This is a genomic window from Paenibacillus sp. J22P51 (genome assembly GCF_059692215.1).
Genome location: NZ_JCAUAZ010000006.1, coordinates 101,443 through 121,929, shown reverse-complemented (window position 1 = coordinate 121,929; position 20,487 = coordinate 101,443). Strand labels below are relative to the sequence as shown.

At 40.7% G+C, this 20,487-nt stretch carries 21 protein-coding genes; 20 read left to right on the top strand and 1 reads right to left on the bottom strand.

Annotation, left to right across the window (positions count from 1 at the left end; genetic code table 11):
- The first annotated feature begins 156 nt into the window (after positions 1-156).
- The 14 genes from AC58QC_RS15260 to AC58QC_RS15195 all read left to right on the top strand — a co-directional run bounded on the left by AC58QC_RS15260 (position 157) and on the right by AC58QC_RS15195 (position 12,877).
- Complete coding sequence (locus AC58QC_RS15260; RefSeq protein ID WP_497415978.1) at positions 157-1,068, top strand: aminoglycoside phosphotransferase family protein; 912 nt, start codon at positions 157-159, stop codon at positions 1,066-1,068.
- Positions 1,069-1,592: 524 nt separating this feature from the next.
- Positions 1,593-1,862 carry an aspartyl-phosphate phosphatase Spo0E family protein gene (locus AC58QC_RS15255; protein WP_497415977.1) on the top strand — a complete coding sequence of 90 codons (270 nt, stop codon included), beginning with the start codon at positions 1,593-1,595 and terminating at the stop codon, positions 1,860-1,862.
- 305 nt (positions 1,863-2,167) lie between these two features.
- Positions 2,168-2,389 carry a hypothetical protein gene (locus AC58QC_RS15250; RefSeq protein ID WP_497415976.1) on the top strand — a complete coding sequence of 74 codons (222 nt, stop codon included), beginning with the start codon at positions 2,168-2,170 and terminating at the stop codon, positions 2,387-2,389.
- Positions 2,390-2,597: 208 nt separating this feature from the next.
- Complete coding sequence (locus AC58QC_RS15245; RefSeq protein ID WP_497415975.1) at positions 2,598-3,023, top strand: NUDIX hydrolase; 426 nt, start codon at positions 2,598-2,600, stop codon at positions 3,021-3,023.
- Positions 3,024-3,140: 117 nt separating this feature from the next.
- Positions 3,141-3,653 (top strand): GNAT family N-acetyltransferase, encoded by a 513-nt coding sequence (locus tag AC58QC_RS15240; protein ID WP_497415974.1) that lies wholly within the window; start codon positions 3,141-3,143, stop codon positions 3,651-3,653.
- A 939-nt stretch (positions 3,654-4,592) separates the two neighbouring features.
- Complete coding sequence (locus AC58QC_RS15235; RefSeq protein ID WP_497415973.1) at positions 4,593-5,660, top strand: oxidoreductase family protein; 1,068 nt, start codon at positions 4,593-4,595, stop codon at positions 5,658-5,660.
- Positions 5,661-5,949: 289 nt separating this feature from the next.
- Positions 5,950-6,171, top strand: a complete 222-nt coding sequence (locus AC58QC_RS15230) for a DUF1036 domain-containing protein (protein WP_497415972.1) — start codon at positions 5,950-5,952, stop codon at positions 6,169-6,171.
- 420 nt (positions 6,172-6,591) lie between these two features.
- The gene (locus AC58QC_RS15225) at positions 6,592-7,149 is read left to right on the top strand and encodes a TetR/AcrR family transcriptional regulator (protein WP_497415971.1); all 558 of its coding nucleotides are present in this window, start codon (positions 6,592-6,594) and stop codon (positions 7,147-7,149) included.
- 157 nt (positions 7,150-7,306) lie between these two features.
- Positions 7,307-8,488 (top strand): MFS transporter, encoded by a 1,182-nt coding sequence (locus tag AC58QC_RS15220; protein ID WP_497416159.1) that lies wholly within the window; start codon positions 7,307-7,309, stop codon positions 8,486-8,488.
- 202 nt (positions 8,489-8,690) lie between these two features.
- Positions 8,691-9,119, top strand: coding sequence for an organic hydroperoxide resistance protein (locus AC58QC_RS15215; protein WP_497415970.1), 429 nt, complete (start codon positions 8,691-8,693; stop codon positions 9,117-9,119).
- A gap of 258 nt (positions 9,120-9,377) precedes the next feature.
- A complete protein-coding gene (locus tag AC58QC_RS15210) occupies positions 9,378-9,713 on the top strand; it encodes a thioredoxin family protein (protein WP_497415969.1) in 336 nt (111 codons plus the stop codon).
- A 169-nt stretch (positions 9,714-9,882) separates the two neighbouring features.
- A complete protein-coding gene (locus AC58QC_RS15205; protein WP_497415968.1) occupies positions 9,883-11,481 on the top strand; it encodes a spore germination protein in 1,599 nt (532 codons plus the stop codon).
- A complete protein-coding gene (locus AC58QC_RS15200) occupies positions 11,478-12,650 on the top strand; it encodes a Ger(x)C family spore germination protein (protein ID WP_497415967.1) in 1,173 nt (390 codons plus the stop codon). Before AC58QC_RS15205 ends, AC58QC_RS15200 begins: the two co-directional genes overlap by 4 nt.
- The gene (locus AC58QC_RS15195) at positions 12,647-12,877 is read left to right on the top strand and encodes a hypothetical protein (protein ID WP_497415966.1); all 231 of its coding nucleotides are present in this window, start codon (positions 12,647-12,649) and stop codon (positions 12,875-12,877) included. The genes AC58QC_RS15200 and AC58QC_RS15195 overlap by 4 nt, the downstream gene beginning before the upstream one ends.
- Here the strand turns inward: AC58QC_RS15195 and AC58QC_RS15190 are convergent.
- A complete protein-coding gene (locus tag AC58QC_RS15190; protein ID WP_497415965.1) occupies positions 12,866-13,966 on the bottom strand; it encodes a GerAB/ArcD/ProY family transporter in 1,101 nt (366 codons plus the stop codon). The genes AC58QC_RS15195 and AC58QC_RS15190 overlap by 12 nt on opposite strands.
- 395 nt (positions 13,967-14,361) lie before the next feature.
- Here AC58QC_RS15190 and AC58QC_RS15185 point away from each other — a divergent pair, with 395 nt between their 5' ends.
- The 6 genes from AC58QC_RS15185 (at position 14,362) to AC58QC_RS15160 (ending at position 20,261) form a co-directional block, all read left to right on the top strand.
- Positions 14,362-15,216: an ABC transporter substrate-binding protein gene (locus AC58QC_RS15185; protein ID WP_497415964.1), complete on the top strand. Its 855-nt coding sequence runs from the start codon at positions 14,362-14,364 to the stop codon at positions 15,214-15,216.
- A 73-nt stretch (positions 15,217-15,289) separates the two neighbouring features.
- Entirely contained in the window at positions 15,290-16,180 is an 891-nt protein-coding gene (locus AC58QC_RS15180; protein ID WP_497415963.1) for a carbohydrate ABC transporter permease, read from the top strand.
- Between the two features lie 14 nt (positions 16,181-16,194).
- Positions 16,195-17,022, top strand: coding sequence for a carbohydrate ABC transporter permease (locus AC58QC_RS15175; RefSeq protein ID WP_497415962.1), 828 nt, complete (start codon positions 16,195-16,197; stop codon positions 17,020-17,022).
- Between the two features lie 83 nt (positions 17,023-17,105).
- Positions 17,106-17,591 (top strand): GyrI-like domain-containing protein, encoded by a 486-nt coding sequence (locus tag AC58QC_RS15170; protein WP_497415961.1) that lies wholly within the window; start codon positions 17,106-17,108, stop codon positions 17,589-17,591.
- 216 nt (positions 17,592-17,807) lie between these two features.
- Positions 17,808-18,293, top strand: coding sequence for a DUF2975 domain-containing protein (locus AC58QC_RS15165; protein WP_497415960.1), 486 nt, complete (start codon positions 17,808-17,810; stop codon positions 18,291-18,293).
- A gap of 504 nt (positions 18,294-18,797) precedes the next feature.
- Complete coding sequence (locus tag AC58QC_RS15160) at positions 18,798-20,261, top strand: putative glycoside hydrolase (protein WP_497415959.1); 1,464 nt, start codon at positions 18,798-18,800, stop codon at positions 20,259-20,261.
- Positions 20,262-20,487 lie beyond the last annotated feature (226 nt).

Genomic DNA, 20,487 nt, shown 5'->3' with positions numbered 1-20,487 from the left:
TTTTGGGGTACGTATACATTATTACGTAATGATTTAATAAGAAGATTTATGAGGTTTCAACTCTCCCAACTAACGCAGAACTGTAATAGAGTAGGAGTTTGCAAAGTAACATTTCCTCTTGTAAATGACTACATAGCTGAAAGGAGCTATTCTGGAATGATTGTGATCCCCGATACATTTATTAAAAGAATGCACGAACTCCACGGTGAGCATGGTGTCGCCTGGTCGGAGGCGCTGCCTACGCTAATCGCCGACTGTGCAAGCCGCTTCGACTTTAGCCCTCAAGCTCCATTTTCCAATTTATCATATAACTTCGTGCTCCGCGCAACGCGCAGCGACGGGAAGCGAGTTGTCCTTAAATCATCTTTCATGAAGGGTGAGCTTTCTAGAGAAGTTAGTGTTCTTCGCGCTTATGAGGGCCGCGGGGCGATTCATGTGCTTGATGCAGACGAGGATTGGGGAGTTGCACTGCTGGAGGGTGCCGAGCCTGGCTTACCTTTGTCGACAATTGAGAATGATGTATTTGCGACGGATATCTTTTGCGAAGTATTTCGCCGCCTTCACCTTCCGCCACCAACTGGCAGTCTGTACCCGTCGATGAAGCAGCATTTCGCGGCAATTGAGCGATACCGAGCTCGATTCAACGACATGAATGTTGACGTTCCACTGCCTCAGAGCTGGGTTGAGAATGCCGAAGAATGTCTGGAATATCTCATCGCGACCACGAGTGAGAATCTCTTACTGCATGGCGATCTGCATCATGATAACATACTTCGCCAAGACGAAGAGAAATGGGCTGTCATTGACCCCAAAGGTATCGTCGGCGACATCCATTTTGATACGATCCAGTATCTGCTTAACTACGAGGATCGGGGTGGTGACTGCGAGCTGGTGCTGCGGGACCGGATAGCGATTATGACCGATCGCCTTGGTCTTGACCCTCGTCGAATCGCGATGTGGGGTGTGGCGCGAGGTGTGTTGGAGGCTTGCTGGACGATTGAAGACGGAGGAACGAATTGGCACAGAGGCATCCAAATCACAGAACGCTTTGCCAAATTTCTGGATTGAGATCTATCAAAACAGGTAATTGAGTCGACTGTAGACATTATGTTTCCTCTCCACCAGCCATCGTTAAACTAACGGCGAACTGTAGTTCAATAAACATCAGGAGAAGGCTGCCGACAGAACTGGTGAAAAATTGGCTCTATACGAACCAGGTAATTATGTACCCGACAACCTTGGAACCTATCTAACGGAGAACTATAGTTCGGGAGCTTGCCTCATGGCAGCTTCTTTTTTTGTATATTAAAGTAAAGGGATAGTGAAACGTGGGATCTCCACAATTATGATTGTGCAATTTAACAACAATAATGTGTTGTGTAGCAACACTAATCTATGATTTATTTAATATAATAATGTAATGGGAATATTATCCATGGACTAATCATACTACCACGATAGTAGCAAAGCCATAAAAAAATGGTGACGCAACGCTGAGGGGTATTCATCAGAAATTTCCAGTATGCTTGCCAGTTACCGAATTGTATTATCCGTAAATCCTTTATTTAGGTCAATTTAAGGGAGGGTCTTGGGTGGTTAATTTATTTGAGTTCCTCTTTGAGGAAATAGGAAATTTGAGAAAGAAAATGCACCAAAAAGAATCGCAGGTTAATAGGTTGTGTGATCCTGAGATAGTGAAAGTAAGCGAAAGATTAGATGAGAAATTAATCAATTTTCAAAGAATATTAGAATTAGCATCACCGGAAGGCATTGATCAAATACTTCTCACACATGAAAATTTGATTTTGCAATATCAAAATAAAAATATGTCATTCGAGTACATTCGAGTACAACGTGTGTAAGACGTTTGTACATTTTTTTAAGACCACGCTTGAATATGTGCAAAAGAAATCAGATAATTTTGCTGAATCACTAGATAAAGATGTTAGGGATTTTTTAGCTGGAATAAATGAATCGGATGAATTTATTCTGAAAAATTTTGTTTTGACTTATGAGGGAAGAATTCTTAGAGAAGAAGAAGCGAAGACCTTTATTTCTTTTGTACGAGACGAAATAAAATGTTAGCCCCTCTGACTCTTGTTGTTTTATATCTTGGGTAAAAACTATGATCAACTATGGACTAGGACTTTATTTGGGGGACAGAGAAGTGAATACTGTAAATGATGTTTTAGAGGAAATTAACCGCCGAATTAAAGAGCTTCAATTATTGGAAGATGAATTTAGCAGGAAAAATAATGTGAGTGGTCGGCTTAATGCAAAAACGAAGCGTGAAGAGTTGCGAAGATTAAAGAATGTTATTTTGGGTGAAAATGTTGGGATAGCTTCCCCTTCGGAACACCCCTTGGCTGATCATAAGAAGGAAAATTAATTAATTGAGGACAACGATTTCATCTCCAGAAGTATAAAAAAGGACCTGTAAACCAATTTCTTTTTCTCGATCGAAACTTATTCGACTGAAATGGAAAGTGGAAAATGGTCCTTTCTGTTTGTTGGGCTTGTGCTAACGGGCAGTATACAGCAATAGGAAATTAGTGGTAATCTAGTTTTGTTAATTTAAAAAAGTGGAGGGCGATGAAGTGGCTCCAAAACATATAGTTTCTGCGGCAACAATTGTAGTTAATGAGCGTAACGAAATATTATTGATAAAAGGACCTAAACGAGGATGGGAAATGCCAGGAGGGCAGGTTGAAGAAGGTGAGTCATTGAAAGTTGCAGCGATAAGGGAAACAAAGGAAGAGAGCGGTATAGATATAGAAGTGACAAAGTTTTGTGGTATTTTTCAAAATGTAAGTAGTAGTATTTGTAATACTTTATTTATAGGCAGACCAGTCGGAGGAGAATTAACAACTACGCCTGAGTCTTTAGAAGTAGGATTTTTTCCAATCGAAACAGCATTAGAGATGGTAAATTGGGGGAATTTTAAGCAAAGAATTGAGCTTTGCTTGAATGAAGAACTTCATCCTTTTTATGTTGAATTTTCCATTCCGCTTAAGGATTGCTAGAGCGCCTTAAGTTTTTTTTCGTCGGACAGCGTTAACCTATTATTAATTACAAAAAAAGGAAATTGGGATTTACTCTCGAAAGTGTAGAAAACCAAAAAGTATTTTGGAGGTGTAGTTTTGGGTCTTGTAGTTCGTTCTGTTGAGGCAAACGATGCCAAATCAATTCATCACATTAGCACACAGGATTCTGTTCTCCCGTACATGGTATGGCTTCCTAGTCTTAGAATTGAACAAATTGATGTAATGCTCAAAAATTTAGGACCAAATGATCATCATTTCGTTGCGGATTTGGATGGCACAGTAGTTGGGTACGTCTGTTTGTCTCAGAGCAGAGCGGGACGGAAATCGCATATTGGTGAATTGTATGTTGGAGTGGACAGTGAATATCACGGCAAAGGAATCGGAACCGCTCTGATTTCAAAGGCTTTGGAATTGGCTGATAATTGGCTCTTCCTCGAACGAGTAGAGCTTGAAGTACTGGAGACCAACCCACGAGCACAAGCATTGTATGAACGGCTCGGGTTTGTAGTGGAGGGAAAGAAGATTGCTGCTTTCCGTAGTTGTGGACAGTATGTTGACGTATTCTTCATGGCCAGATTCCGCCCAGATGGTTCACTTTCAAAAAAATGAAACAAAGAAGCAAAAGTTGAAGCAAGAGCCTCATAATCACTATATAAAAAAAACGGCTCCTACTTTCCTTTGCACGAAATAAGGATCGTAGCGAAGAACTTCCACTTCACTTTGGCGGATCAGTCCTCACAGGAATAACAGAGAACCGTGGAAGCCTTCCGTATTATAGATTGGAAGGAATATGGAAACACATCAGCGAATTAAAAGGACTGTAAGTAACAGCATAAAAAGGAGGTTTTTTTTAGATTATGGATCATAAAAAAAATTTACTTTACGGAATATTTGCTGGTGTAATTCTTCTTTTTTTAAATAATTCGATTGCATTTCATACAATACAAAGTCTTTTCTATAGCATGCCAATCGCTTATATTACAGTTAGATGCATACTCTATATTTTATCTTTTATTGGTATTTTAACGGTGGCTTTTTGCTCGATAGAATTGATAATAGAAGTACATAAATTCAGAAATCAAAGATGACCTTTAATTTGTTCAACAAACGGGAAACGTTTCAAGCTCAGCTTTAAGCTAGCAAGAAACGAGAGTTAAATATTTGTTACACGATTGAAATCTTATTTTCATCTGGCATTAATCATTCAAGATTATAATAAAATTCGACCCCCTTTTAAAATATAAACTTAGACCCTCAGCCCGTTGCTGAGGGTCTCTTTTTGCTATTAAACCAAAGGGCAGCCTTTAGGATAATTCAGGAGGATAGACATGCAAACCGCTATTTCCATTCTATTCGATCGGACAGACGAATAAATCTATAGTATTGCGATCTGAGAGGTTCGTTTTGACTTTGAATTAAGCAAATCGTGTATTTGCGGTGATAGGAATCGTGGGGGTTATCATTCCGTTGTTGCGAACCTTATAAGGTTGACTAACAGCATTGGGATAACCTTAGCCATCTTCAGCTGAGCTTAAGGAGGACATTTACATGAAGATTCCAAAAAACGAAAGTGAATTAACTGCTCAGTGGCTGCAGGAGATTTTTCGTGATTATGGGACGCTTTCTGATTTTGCGGTTGAACCTGTTTCTGAACACACGGGGATGACAGCTCCGCTAAAACGAGTCCGTCTAGTGTTTGATTCGAATTCCGATGCAGGAGCTCCGACATCTGTGATTGTGAAATTCGCCTCGCAAACGGTGCCTGATTTCATTCATCTTTACTTTTATGCATCTGAGCATGGCTTTTATCAATCTCACCTTGCAGAACCGAGCCTATTTCCACTTGCCAAATGCTACTTCAGTTACTGCAATCCGGAGGAGAGGTCCTTCATTCTCGTGCTCGAAGATCTAAGTCAGTACCACTCAGGAAGCGCGAAACATGGATTCAACGAAAAACGATTGATGAATACGGTCACATTCCTAGCACGGCTTCACGGAAAGTGGTGGGAAAAGCCAATTCCCGATGCTCCATGGATAAAGGGACACGTGAGTCAATTGTCTATCGCAACCCGCGACTACTTCAAGCCCGGCATTCTAAAACTCTCCCAAGCTGTGCAGGATGATTTCTTAGATTATGTATCAGTGAATATCGACAAAATCATTGAAACGGCTAAGCGTATTCAAAGTACCGAAACCGAAGCGAATGTAACCTTTATCCACGGGGATTGTAATTTTGGAAATTTGTTCTTTGATGATAACGATGAGTTAGCCGCTGTTATTGACTGGCAAATGACAGCAAGGATCAAGGGGGCTTACGATTTGGCTAATTTGATTGGCAAATCAATACCCTCCAAGCTCCGTCGAGAAACTGAACATAACCTTCTAAATCACTATCTTAGCGAAATGAAAGATAGCGGTGTGTCTGGATACAGCATGCACCAGCTTAGCCGCGATTATTCTATTGCGCTCTTTTACTGCGGATTTAGGATGTTAGAGGCTTATGGATATTTTTTCACTGGTTCTGAAGAACAGATATTATGGATCGAAGAATGCTTAGACCGCGTAAAAACCTCCTTTGAAGATTGGAAGGTATGGGAAGCGGTCGGAATCGATTGAATTACGCGGCAGGTTGGTTCTAAGGAGTTGTGATGGGGATACGATAGTTTATGGAATAAACTCTAACAGAAAACTATTGTTTATAAATCAAGGGCTGCCGAGCAAATTGGCAGCCTTTTCCCAACTAAAGGGCAGTAGAACGTGGTTGCTTGACCAGCCAAGGACATGCATGCCCAGTTCGGTAAATAGGATGATTTATATGAAATGAATATACTATCAACCATATCATTTTTTTGTAATTTTCATATCTTATTACAGTAAGTTTAATATATTAATAGGAGTGATAGTGATGGGACTTTATTTTCGTAATCTGACCAATTTACCCGTATATGCTGCATTCGCCTACCGTGATAACAGCTGCAGAAGCGAAGGTGTCGCTTATAGGAAAAACGGCTGGTATCGTATTGGCCCCGGACAGACGAGGCGGGTTTTGAGCGGGTACGTCGGGGGCAGCCGATACTATTATTATGCCGAGGACGTGAACGGGGACAGCTGGGGAGGAAACTTCTAAAGTTATATGTTCAATCCTTTCACTTGGTTTTGCCAAGGACACCAAAGAAATAGTTGCTGGTATCGGCTTTTTAGGTGATCCCGATCCGGACGCTATGATTGAAATCGTTTGCTACTTAATGAAAGCCACCGCAGCATAGCTTATTGTTTCAAAGCTACCCGGAACATTGGTTTTTCGTAATTATTTTCTGCGTGTGCTGTGTCGGTTTGTGGGAGGAAGTCGAATTCTAAAGAAAACGTTGGATTGAAAGTTCCGCTGTTATGTATATGGGTAGGAATAAGAAAATGGTACAGCTTGAGGTTGCGCATCCAGAATGAAATTTAGGTTGATGTGACATCCCTGCGGCACCTAAACAACCTAATCATTGTGAGGGATGCAGACTGCTTGACATCTTACTAACTAGTAAGTTAAGATGCAAACATGGAAAATAGAAAAACACAGATTCTTGACCTGACGCTGGATCTGATTCGCGAAAAAGGTTATGTAGCATTTAGTTATGACGATATTTCTAAGCAGTTAGGTGTTACCAAGGCAAGTATTCATTACCATTTCGAAAAAAAGGAGGATTTAGCAGTTGCATTAACGGATAGGATCCATCAGACTTTGCAAAAATTAATATTGTCCTTGAAGAATGATTCCATATCCGTCAATGAGAAGATTAAAAAATTCATCGTGAGCCAGATAAAGCTGGCGGGAAATGGCATATGTCCCATATCGTCACTTCAAACCGACTATGAATCCCTTCCTGAAGCCATACAAGTAAAAGTTCGAGAACTAAGTGAGTTTGAATTAACGAATTGGATGGAACTTCTGAAAGAAGCACAGGAAGAAGAGCTAGTTAAAAGTTTCGTCGACGTCGAATCTTTATCGTATGCTGTATTGGCATGTATCAAAGGTGGACTACAGTACAGACGAGTGTTAGAAAAGGATATCTCACTTCAAATTAGCGAGCAAATAGAGAGATTAATAAGAAGCTAATTTTTTTAAAGAATACTTACTTACTAGTAAGTAAAGTCATCTAGATTGCCATTGTGTTTTTCCTGTATTTCTAGATAGAAAGAGGACAACTTAATGCAGATGTTTGAACATAAACTCCTGTATTCCCAAAATACTAAGAGGTGATCAATTGAAAAGAATGCTTTGGGTTGTTCTTATGATGTCCTGCGGAGCTACGTATATCTCCTCCTTATTCCCTTTATATGGTGAACATTTTCAGTTGAGTAGTCTCGAAATTACGGTATTGTTTGCCGTTTATGCCGCTATCCTGCTGCCAACCTTGCTTGTCGTGGGAGCTAAAGGGAACGGCTGGGGATTGAGAAGGGTGCTTCGCGGTAGTATTTGGATTTCTATCGGATCAACGTTGCTTTTTATCCTGAGTACTAACGTTTGGATGCTCTATGGAGCCAGGATTTTGGAAGGGATCGCCTATGGTGCTTTTACAGGTACCGCGAGTGCTTTTTTATTAAAACAAACTTCTCCCAATAAAGTCGTCACGGCAATTAAGTTATCAGGGGTAATCGTAAACATCGGTTTTGGCCTTGGTCCAGCTATTTCAGGCTTAATTGTGCAATATATCCATTATGCGCCGCTTCGTTTACCATATTGGTTTTTGCTCGTCATGTTATTGAGTTCCTTAGTAATCCTAAAAATGTTACCGAAGCACGAAGAGTCCCAAGCACAGAACTCAACTAAATCAAAAATTTCGTTAGGTGTACCAGACAATATTCGTTCTCATTTTTGGTCTTTTATTGGACTTCCAATCTTTACTGTTTTCACGTTAGGTGGCATTGTATTTGCTCTTATTCCATTATTCGTCAAAACAGTTATTCACACCAATAATCTCTCAATTTCCGGTTTGTTAATTCTGGTACTGTTAGGCGGTGGTGCCTTGATGCAGTTCTTTCCTTGGCCGCGTAATCCCGTTACACGGATGCGTTTAAGTATCTTTTTTCTTGCTATTGGATCGTGGGTCATTGTTTTTTCAGGGCAGACAGCGAGCTTATTTTTGCTCTGGGCCGGTATTTTCATTCAAGGAATAGGGGCAGGATGGACGTTTCAAGTTTCATTAAGATTTGCCAGCCAGTTGCCAAAGCCGGAAGAACGTCCGCGAGTCATTTCAGCCTTTTATTTAAGTGCATACGCTGGATTCATTGTTCCTCCAGTTGGCGTCGGTGTGTTAACTCAATTTTTTAGTTTGAACTTTTCATTGATCCTGCTAAATCTGTTTGCTGCACTAATCGTTATCTATGTATTATTTTATTCATTCAAATTTAATCGTTATTATATGAAAGTTACCTCACAATCATCATCAACATAAAATCCAAGAAAGAAACCAAATATAAATTTGAGGAGAATGAAAGATAAGAAAAGATTTTATGTTTTACCTGTATCATGTTAAACATAAAACTATTACCCTTATGCCAAAGCAACACGCGGCAATATCGAAATTATAACGAAAATAGTTTGGATAAGCTGAGCACAAAGTGTAAAAAATATACCAGCCAAAAGGAGATGTTACTATGATTACAATGGAAAAGAAATTGTACACTGCTACTGTAAATGTTGAAGGTGGAAGAGAAGGTAAAGCAGTTTCGAGCGATGGCAATCTTAACTTGGACTTGAGATATCCGAAGGAGCTTGGCGGCCCAGGTAACGGAGTCAATCCGGAGCAGTTGTTCGCTGCTGGATTTGCTGCATGCTTTGAAGGTGCAATGGGAACTATTATTAGGAAAAAAGGAATTAAAACGGAAGGCATCTCAATAGCTTCAAATGTTTCACTCGGTAAGGATGCGAATGACGGCTATGTACTTGCAGTTCATTTCGACATTTCAGTAAAAGGCGTAGATATTAGTGTGGCTCAGGAAATTGTCGATGAAGCCCATAAAGTTTGTCCTTATGCCAGAGCAACTCAAGGCAATATCGAAGTCATATCGAATGTGATTGGCTAACGTTTCATTTCTCAAAAACCCCGCTTGCCGAAAGCGGGGTTTTCATTGTCTTAAAGCTACATATTGAATTCAGGCTTTCTATAACCTTTTAAGAGTAATATTAAATTCATCAACGTACATAAGGAGGCCCTCATGGAGTCAAAAATAGTAGCTGCTGAAAAAGCTGTGGAATATATACGACCTAGTATGGTCGTTGGTTTAGGCCCAGGTTTCTACTGCATATTGGGATCAACAAATTAATTAAGAGGAGGTTACGGCATGGAAATCCATTCATTAAGAAAAGAAACTTTTAGGGGACAGATCGATCATGGGATTACACTCGTTGACTTTTATGAGCCTAGAAGCAAATCTTGTCAGGAACAGCTTCCCATTGATGAGAAGCTGGCTCAAGAAGTAAGAAATCAGGCTACTATTACAAAAGTTGATATCAGTCAGGAAAAAGAACTCGCAGCTGAATACGGTGTGTCTAGCGTTCCAACCTTAATGCTTTTTAAAGATGGATATAAAGTAGAGACTTGGGTTGGGCAGCAAAGTAAAGAAGTCTTGTTACAGCATATCATTAGCTTTGCTACCATGGGTGATTCTTGCGTGTAATGAGTATCATCCTTACAAAGAAAAGTTAGGCTAGGCGAAAAGGAAATCTGCTCATGGGGCAGGTTTCTTTTTTTATGTGGTACAGAGAACGAGAACACGATCTTCAGAATATTTTTGGTGAAAAAATGGAAAATTAAAATTAATAGTTATTCTTTAGGAGGCTCATTCGGTGAAATGGTTTAGGAAATGGCTACGCACGAAACCTGGGTATCCCATTATACCTGAGGATCATCTATCTGAAGAAGAAGAGAACTCCGAATTAACCACGGATTTAGAGCAAAATGAATTCATTTTTAGACGTATATTCCACAACAGTGAGGATTTTGTTTTTCGCAAAGTGCAAATGTGTGGACAAAATCATTGGCTGATCATCTACTTTGCAACGCTTGTTGATGAAGTTCTGATTGACGACTATGTGTTGAAACCGATGATAGCTAAATCTGACAATCAGGAACATGTCGTCATTGAGAAAACAGAATCGCTGGATGATCATATTATCTCCATTGGGTTGACGTGTGTTACATCCAAAATAAATGAAATTGTCAAACAAGTGTTAAAAGGCCAAGCAGCTGTGTTTACCATTGGGAACAGTGATGCCATGATGGTCAAAGTGAATAGTAAGTCACAACGAAGCCTTGAAGAACCTTCATCTGAACCTGTCATTCGTGGTCCGAGGGATGGATTTATTGAGAATCTCTCAACGAATATTGGGTTAATCCGCAGCAGGCTTAAAACGTCAAGACTTAAAGTGGAATGCTTAACGATCGGGGAGCTTACGCAAACCGAAATTGTCATTACGTATATCGCCGGTATTGCTTCCGAAACGGTTATTGAGGAAGTTCGAGCGCGAGTATCTCGGATACAAATTGACGGCATTATTGACTCCGGGTATGTGGAGGAATTTATTGAAGATAGTCCTTATTCTCCTTTTCCTCTTGTGCACAGTACTGAACGACCAGATGTTGTTACTGCCGAGTTATTGGAAGGGAAAATAGCTATTATCGTCGATACCTCACCATTTGTACTCATTGTTCCCATGACGTTCTGGACTGGACTCCAAGCGAGTGAGGATTATTATGTTCGCTGGCCTATTGCAACTTTCGTACGGTGGATTCGATTCCTTTTCATCAGTATCGCCATATTTGCCCCACCGCTATATGTGGCGATTACGACCTTCAATCAGGAAATGATTCCGACCAATCTGGTGTTAAGTATTGCCTCCTCTAGAGAGCCTGTTCCTTTGCCAGCTGTGATCGAAGCCTTCATCATGGAGATTATCTTTGAAGCCTTACGGGAAGCAGGAATTCGATTACCTAAACAGATCGGGCAAGCGATCAGCATTGTTGGGGCATTGGTTATCGGCCAAGCGGCTGTGCTTGCGGGTATTATTTCCGCTCCGGTCGTTATTATTGTATCGATTACGGGTATTGCCGCGTTTACGATTCCTCGCTATAGCTTTGCTAATGGCATCCGATTACTACGGTTTCCCATGCTATTGTTGGCGGGTACACTTGGACTTTATGGCATTGTAATTGGGTTTATTGGCATTGTGTTACATATCACATCGCTTCGATCATTCGGTGTCCCCTATTTCACTCCGGCAGCCCCGATGACTTTCTCCGACTTGAAGGATGTCATCATCCGGGTGCCGATATGGGCGAAAACGCAACGTCCGCAATCAACAGGATCTAACAATCCGGTTCGTGAGCCGGCAGGTCAAAAACCAAGTCCAGAATATGCGGGGAAAGGGAAGGGGTCTTCAGAATGAAACCATTCCTTTACATTGGTTTGCTATTCACACTATTGACCACAAGTGGGTGTTGGGATCGTACGGAGATTAATGATCTTGCCTTCATAATGGGGACGGCATTTGACATAACGGATGATGGGGATTATATCTTATCACATCAAATTGCGATCCCTTCTTCCTCCCAGGGAGGGCCAGGGAGTGGTGGAAGCAGCAATGAAAAGTTTTTTGTGATATCAGCTGTTGGTAAGAGTATTAATGAAGCATTCTTTAGGCTGCAGAAAAAGAGCTCACGCAGGTTGTTTACGGCACATCGTGTCGTTATTTTTGTAGGTGAGCGGTTATCCAAAAGTGGGATTGAAGATATTCTCGACATTTACACGCACGATTCGAAACAACGTTTAAAAACATACATGATGGTGGTTAAGGGGGGAGAAGGGCGGGATATTCTGAAAGTAAAATACCCCTTTGAACAAGTACCCAGCGAAGCAATTAAAGAAATGGAAGCTTTAAATAGCGAGTTGGCGATTACATTGCGCGACTTTTTTCAAGCTTCATCTGGAGAGGGAATTAGTCCCGTATTGGGGGCTATAACCCCTGATGGCATAACGGAAGGTTTTAAAGAAGGCCATATATTTAAGCTAGCTGGGTCAGCCATTTTTAAAGATTTCAAACTAGTAGGATTTCTAAATGAGAGTGAAACCAATGGGCTCCTATGGGTGACAGATCGAATGAGGTATGGCAGTCTTAATGCCAGTTTACCTGAAACTGATGGAACAGTGGGGATGATTCTGGCAAAGGCAAAGCGGAAAATCACCCCGCAGATCACTGGTGATAAGGTTACATTCAAGATACAACTGCAAGGGGAAGGTAATATTTGGGAAAATACGACTAATTTAGATATTCGTAAGCCAGAGAACATTAAACGTGTTCAGAAGGCATTAGAGACCTCCGTCGAAAATCAAGTCAAAGATACATTAACTAAAGTCCAATCGCAGTACAAGGTTGATAGTGTTGGGTTCGGCAGAGAAATTCATCGCAATAAGCCAAAACAGTGGAAAGCGTTGAAAGCCGAATGGAACGATAGGTTTCCAGAGGTAGACGTTTCCCTTGAAGTGTCGATCAATATTTTAGGCAGCGGGATGGCAGGTCCTCCTTTACACTTGGAGAGAAAGGAGATTAAAAAATGATTTTCTATACAATCGTATTTGTATGTTTCCTGCTTGTGTGGTCTTTGGTTAGAATTCGCACTTTCCTGAGTATGCAAAAAAACAAAGAAGCGGCTGTATTCGGCACTTTAATTGGTGTATCCTCTGTTGTCGGTTCTTTATTAATTTTACGGGTCAACCTGCCGAGCATGGTTGTCCCGTTCAAAGTTATATTTGAACCCTTTGGAACAATGCTTTTAATGCAGTGAACGGTTCACTTTTCTTTTGATCGTGTCGATCATGAGAAGTAGCAGTGGGATAAGACTTTGTGTGACTAAACCAGCGCTCGGATAAATCAAAGTCAGATACGTTTGAAGTTCCGCACTATTCTTGAAAACCCAGACCGATCCAATGAGGCACAATAAGGTTATCGGTGCAACGAGATCACGATAATTTTGGATGCGAAAAATCTGGCTAATACTAATACACAATATAAACAACGACACAGCCACTTTTGAAAAACTTCCAATAACCCATATCATAACAGCGACTGCCTCAAGACGTTCAAATGAACCTTCAATTCCAATGTATTGCATGACACTTAAATACGAATAGTTCAGTTGACCTGTCAATGAACCGAGAATCATAATCGACGTTATGACAACGAGAAAAATAAAAATAAATATACCTAAAAGTGCAAACATAGAGACCTTGAATGCCTTTTTCGGCTGATTCAAATAAGGAAGAAGCCAGCCCAAAATAAACAATTGATTCATAAATGCGCCTCCCGGAAGGATAGCTCCTTGTAAAACCGGTAGAATTCCGTCTCCCAGAATTGGTTTTAGCAGTTCCGTATCTATTGCCCCAATTTTCAAAATCATGAGCGGTATCAAAAAAATCAATTTCATTGGTGTCAAAAACTCCGTACATCTTCCTATGACTTCTATTCCCATATAGACGGCTAGACCGCAAAGGATTAATAACGTCAGACTACCTATGATGGACGGACTTCTTGGTAATAACAGCGCTTTAATGAAAAAGGTATGCTGTATGGTCATAATTGAAATCGACATAAACCAAAAATAGATGTAGTATAAACCCAGACATGTACCTAACCATTTCCCGAGAATTTTTTGACTATATTGGATAATCGTCAAACCAGGATAACGTTTCGAAAGTAGGATCATCACCCAAATACTTAATAATCCGGTCAACGTGGATGGGAATACTGAAATCCAAGCATCTTGCTTGGCATACATCGCCATCAATCCGGGAAGCGTTAAGATGATCGTGGAAGCGACAAAAGAGAATAGGATCATACCAAACTGGTTAACCGTAATTTTTTCTGCAGGCTGCATCTTTACACTCCCTCTCCTAACCTCACAGAGGTTGCTCCAAGTATTGACTTTTCGTTACAAATTTATACAAATATACCCCGTATAATGCTACAGTTCTCATGTAACTGTCAGCAATGATATGTGTGTTGTCCGGCAGCAGGCACAAGATTAATTCGGCTTGCTACTCATAGATCAGCGGCATGAATTTTTTATTGAGATTTTGCGAACCGAACGTTTACCGCTGGTGGCGATGGAACAATTCATACAAGATGCCATAAGGCTAATGAATAAATAAAGCGAATACCGCAATTCCGCGGTAATCGCTTGTTTTTTTAACCGATCTAGTTTTTAGGAGCGTTGTCCGATATTAGCTAAATGGACCATGCATCACCAATTAGGTTTTACAAAAAATCTATTTGATACCTTTGGCGATATATGCCGGCACTGAATTTATCATTTTATATTATAATAAGAAACTATTTGCGGAAGCAGGCGTACAGGCACCGATCAAAACGATTGATCAATTAAAGGATGCCGCTAAAAAATTCAACGCAAAGGGAATCATTCCGCTCGCGATATTCTCCAAAGAAAAATGGATTGGCAATGCGTTATTGCAAGGCTTCATGACTCGCGAGGAATCGAAAGGCTATGGTGCTCTGAATGGCGCAATGGAGGCGCCGGCAGCACTGAAGCTGGCCGCTAAGCAAGTAGAGGAGCTGCAAGCCGCGGGATTATTCGCGAAAAATGCGACCCAAACGAATTACGATCAAGCTTCCTCGTTATTTTACCAAGGTAAGGCAGCCATGTTTGTTAATGGCCAATGGGAAATTCCGAGTTCGCAAAAAAATCTGGGGGACAACGTAGATTTCATGAACTTCCCAGCGAAAGATGAAGCGACCTATGAGAAAGCAAAGTTTGCAATGAACGGAGCAGGCGGTCCTGGAGGTTTCGCTGTTTCTGCAAAAACGAAAAACAAAGAAGTTGCGACTAAAGTAGCTGCGTTCATGGCACGTAAATATGCAGAGTACAAATATACACAAGTTGGCACACCGATCGTATCCGTCAAAGTCGATAAGGCGATCACTGCGCAAGTGCCTGCGATGTTGACACGTCTTGGCAAAGAAGTGATCCCGAATATTACAAGCTTTGCGACCGTGCAGAACGATACGAATGTTAATCTGAGTATTGACGACAACTCGCAGAACTTAATTGTAGCTGGATTTACAGCGGATCAATTTGTAACGAACCTCAATAAAACGCTGAAGAAATAATACCTTGAGTACCTAATGACTCGCATCGACTTGTAAGTCGGTGTGAGTCTTTTTAAAGAAAGGGAGCATGGAAATGAAACAATACCTAGGAAACAAACACGCCATTATCATTTTTTTAACACCGGCAATTGTTCTATATAGCGTTATTGTGTTTTATCCCATTCTTCAAGTATTTTATCGTAGCTTCTTTGAATGGGATGGGCTTAGCGCCGCGACCTTTATCGGCGTCAGAAATTATATCGATCTTACGCAAGATTATTTATTAACCACTTCTCTCCGTAATGGCATGTTATTCGCCATTGTTCTGGTCATATTCCAAATTGGTCTAGGTACGATGTTGGCGCTTATTTGCGCTGACCCGACGGTGAAAGGGCGTAAAGTTCTGAAAACAGCCTATTTTATTCCCGTTATCCTATCGGTCACCGTCGTGTGTCAACTTTGGCTTTCCATGTATGACCCGGTGAATGGCATCATCAATAAATTATTTGAAGCACTAGGGATGGACTACCGTCAAGATTGGTTGAACTCACCGAGCTTCTCGATTGTTGCGATTGCGTTCGTCAACGCTTGGCAGTATATGGGTTTTCAGTTTGCTTTGCTCTATGCCGGCGTGAAATCCGTTCCTGAGCATTATGCGGAAGCAGCTAGAATTGATGGAGCGGGTAAATGGAAGGCGCATTGGTACATCACGCTCCCACTGATGAAGGAAACGTTCAAGTTTTGCACAATCATTGCTATTACAGCAGGGATTGGTGCTTATGTGCAGATGGCGATTATGACGAATGGCGGCCCAGGCACGACAACCTATACGATTACATTCATGATCATCCGAAACGCTTTTTCGGGCAATCAATATGGGTATGCTTGTGCCATTTCGGTAATGTTGATTGTGATTAGCCTAATCGTCACTATGATTATCAACAAAGCCTTTGATAGCAGAGAAACTGGATTGGAACAGGGATAAAGGAGAGTCATGGTATGAACAAAATCGTAGGAATCGTCCTGCAGTCCTTTTTATGGATTTACTTCGTGATTTCCGTATATCCGTTAATTTGGATGGTCTTTTATTCGTTGAAAAATAACGATGAAATTTTCGTAACCAATCCATTTGGAATACCGACGAATTTCAGAATCGAGAATTACGTAAATGCATGGAGCAAATTCAATGTCCCCACCTATATTGCCAATAGTGTGATTGTGTCAACAATAACAACGATCGGTGTTGTCATCTTCGCCGTTATGTTTGCTTACGCAATTGCCAGACTTCGCTGGAAATTGCGTGAATCGGTACGAATTTACATGATTATCGGCATGTTTATTCCAATTCAAGTCATCATCATTCCCTTGGCTATTATCGTGAAAGATTTTCACTTGACGAATACGTACGGCGCTCTATTGATCCCCTACGTGGCGTTCGGGCTACCCTTTGCCTCGATGGTATTTTACGGTTTCCTGCGAGGGATTCCGCAAGAGCTGGAAGAATCAGCATGCATGGATGGCGCCTCGATTTATCTCGCTTTCTTTCGCATCATTCTGCCAATCCTTACTCCAGCCATCGCAACTATTGTTATTCTTCAGTTTATGGGGACGTGGAATGAGTTCTTTTTGGCGTCGATCTTGATTACAAACGAACAATTAATGACCTTGCCGATTGGACTCGTCTATTTCCAAGGGCTACATGCGACCGACTGGGGCGGAATGGGTGCTGTTATGACGATTGCGAGCTTGCCGATGGTCGTGTTATACCTGATTTTCACTGAACAAGTGGAGAGGGCTTTGACTGTTAGTTCTGCTGTGAAGGGTTGACGTGCTTTAGCAGGGAATATAGATAGTAATCGAAATGTTAATTTATTCCTTTATAAGATTCAAAAACCGAAAGGAGAAACAATATGAGCGAACTAGGCGTTAAAGATAATGCGTGTAGAGTGGTCAAACGAGGATTCTCAGCAGTTGGAACAAGGCATGAAGCGAAGTATTCAGAATACCCAACCGTAATTCCGCAATCATTTGAATCTTTAATAAGTCGTATGGAGGAAATCCAAAATCGAACTGGTGAAAGATTGGCTCTATACGAACCAGGTAATTATGCACCCGACAATCTTGGAACCTACTATACAACCGCTCAAGTCACAGAGATTGGTTCTATTCCAAATCGAATGGTAAGCCAGACTACTCCTGTGTGCACCTATGCTGTCTATACGCACAAAGGTGAGATTTGGAAAATAGGTGATGCTTATGGTTCTCTTAATCATTGGATTGATGAGAATGGCTACAAACATAGTACTGGTTGGGTAGTGGAGTTGATGGACGAAAGATTTAATCCGACTTCACCTGAAAGTGAGCTAGAGATTTATACACCAATCGAAGAGAAATAGTCGATGAAAGAACGGGCAGTTTTGTTGAACATGTTGTAAATTTAACATTTTAAAGTAAGAGCATTTCTTTGTAATGAGAAATGCTTTTTATTTTTGCCAAAATAAAAAGGATATTTAAACAACAATAATAATTTAATTAAAACAATACAAATTTATTGTAAAACGATAAATCATATGCTAAAATCATGATGTAATTAAATAAGTGAGGTGTTTTTAATGAATGTTAAACGAGGTTCAACCACTTTCTTAAAGGTAATTATTTTTCTCGCTGGAATTGCAGTGCTTGCTTTGTGTATCTGGTTGCCTGAGATAGCCGTAAGAGATGCAAGGGAACATCCAGATACGGCTTACTTCCTAATCCCCTTTTTAGTATGTGCATACGGATTCTGTATTGCGTTTTCTGTTGCGTTGTATCAAGCCTATAAACTATTAACCTACATCGAAAAGAACAATGCTTTCTCTGAATTATCCCTTAAATCTTTGCAGATTATTAAGAAATGTGCTTTTACAGTCATTTTCCTCATTTTAATAGGAATAGTAAGCTTAAGGGTGCTTGCTAAAGTTACAGTTAGCGATGATGCAGCGGGTCCTACATCATTGTGTCTAATGGGTATTTTAGCAACAAGTATCTTCGCAGCCATTGTGGATGCACTTCAAAAGCCATTAAAAAATGCCCCAGATATAAAGTCAAAAAATGAATGATTAACGGATAGTTAAGGCTTTGGATTGTCAGCCAAGGTGATTTTGGAAGTACAAAAGCGAAATTGTTTGATTGGATGAGATCACTTTGAGAAACAGGCTAGACACGTTAGAAGCATCCTTGTGATGCTTTTTTTCATTTGTCATGGGGAAGAATTATGATCAAACAGTAGTTTGTGCTAACGGATAACGATAGCTCACTGCAACAGGTTACCGAGATAATCGGTAGCCTATTCAATACGAAAGAGCAGATTAGCGGAACGGGAGCAGTTTGCTGCGGCAGCTGCTCCTTATTTCTTTTTTTAGCCGTATGTCATCAAGGGCAGCATAGTTTATTCGGTTCACGAATATTTCAATATGGAGCATCGAATTTCCCGTTAATGTATTGGGCAATTATTAATGCCAAATCTTTAAATGATGAAGTTTATTTCTCCATGTAACACCCTTTATTCACCAAAAGGTATAACTGCTGGAAATTAAGTGATTTTGGGAAAAGGGGAGAATATCGTGAAGAAACAAGGTCTTATTTTTATCATGCTATTATTAGTGCTCGCGGTGTCAGGTTGTTTGTCCTCAAAAGAAGCTCTGAATACGCCGAATCCATCGGAACAGCACTCTACAGCTGCACCAGAGTTCACGCCTACACCCACGCCATCGCCATCGCCATCGCCCTCAAATTCACCAACGGTCGTTTCGCCCACACCTGCAGCTAGTCAAGCACCTGCATTTGATCCCCCCGTACATTTCGAATATCCAGATGCTGTACGTGGAATTTATGTAACAGGTTGGTCAGCTGGTGGGGACCGTATGTCTAAACTTCTTTCACTTGTTGATAACACTGACCTAAATGCAATGGTGATAGATATAAAAGATGATGACGGATATATCACATTTAAGCCTGAGGGGAAACTTGCAGAATTTGGCCAACCTTACATAAAAGATGCCCACGCACTCATGAAAACACTTGAGCAGCATAAAATCTACCCAATCGCTCGTATTGTTTCCTTTAAAGACACGGTTTTGGCCAAAAAACGTCCAGACCTTTCCTATGTAGAGGGCAACAGTGTTTGGCGTAATGGTAACGGTGACGGGTTCATCAACCCATTCCTTAAAGAAACCTGGGATCATAATGTAGATGTAGCAAAATTGGCTGCAGAACTTGGGTTTAAAGAAATCCAATTTGACTACGTGCGATTCCCAGAAGGCTTTGAAAGCAGGGACAAAGTTCTCAAATATTCATTGGGCGATTACAAGGATAAAAAACCAGCTAAATTTGTGCAAGAAGAAAAAGACTATGCGGAAACCTCTAAGAAGTATCAAGACGATTTGACATCTTTACAGATAAAGCTGACAGATGCTACTAATACCTACAATTCAACGAATACCGATGTAAATAAAAAAGCAATGAACGATGCTCAAAAGAGCGTATCTGACCTTTTAAAAAAAGCTCCCCAAGAACCTGATTTTAGCGATAAAGCACGTATGACTCAACTTCGTGTTGATGCTGTCAGCGATTTCGTCGCTTATGCCAAAGATCAACTAAAACCGTACACAATAAAAGTCTCTGTTGATATCTTCGGATATTCTGCTACCTTGCCTGAAGCGCCGGGTATCGGTCAGAACTTTAACCGCATTTCTAGCTCCGTAGATGTAATTTCGTCTATGATTTATCCAAGTCATTGGTCCAATGGTTATTTCGGAATATCAAAACCGGATAAAGAGCCATATAGACTTGTTACCGAATACATGAAAGCTGAAAAAGAGAAGTTTACACAACTCCAGTCTCCACCCCAGTCACGTCCATGGATTCAAGACTTTACTGCAAGCTGGTTAGGTACCGGCAATTATATTAAATATGGCAAGGCTGAAGTAGATGCACAAATTAAAGCCTTAAAAGATGCGGGAGTTAATGAATACTTAATCTGGAATGCTAACAATTCCTATACAGAGGGTGTAACCTATATACCATAGGTGACCAACGAATATTCATCCCTGGGAAAGGGAGATGGCCATCCGGTTTGAATGGCGGACGAATAGTGGGGGACACCTTATTACGCTAACAGAGAACGAGAGTGAAATTAAGCGGACTGCTGCGGTAGTCTGCTTTGTTCGTTTAAGTAACGGGCAGTTATGCTCAATAATTCAAACTTCAAATGGGGAAGTACCACGCTTTTAGTTGACTTATCAACTATTGTGG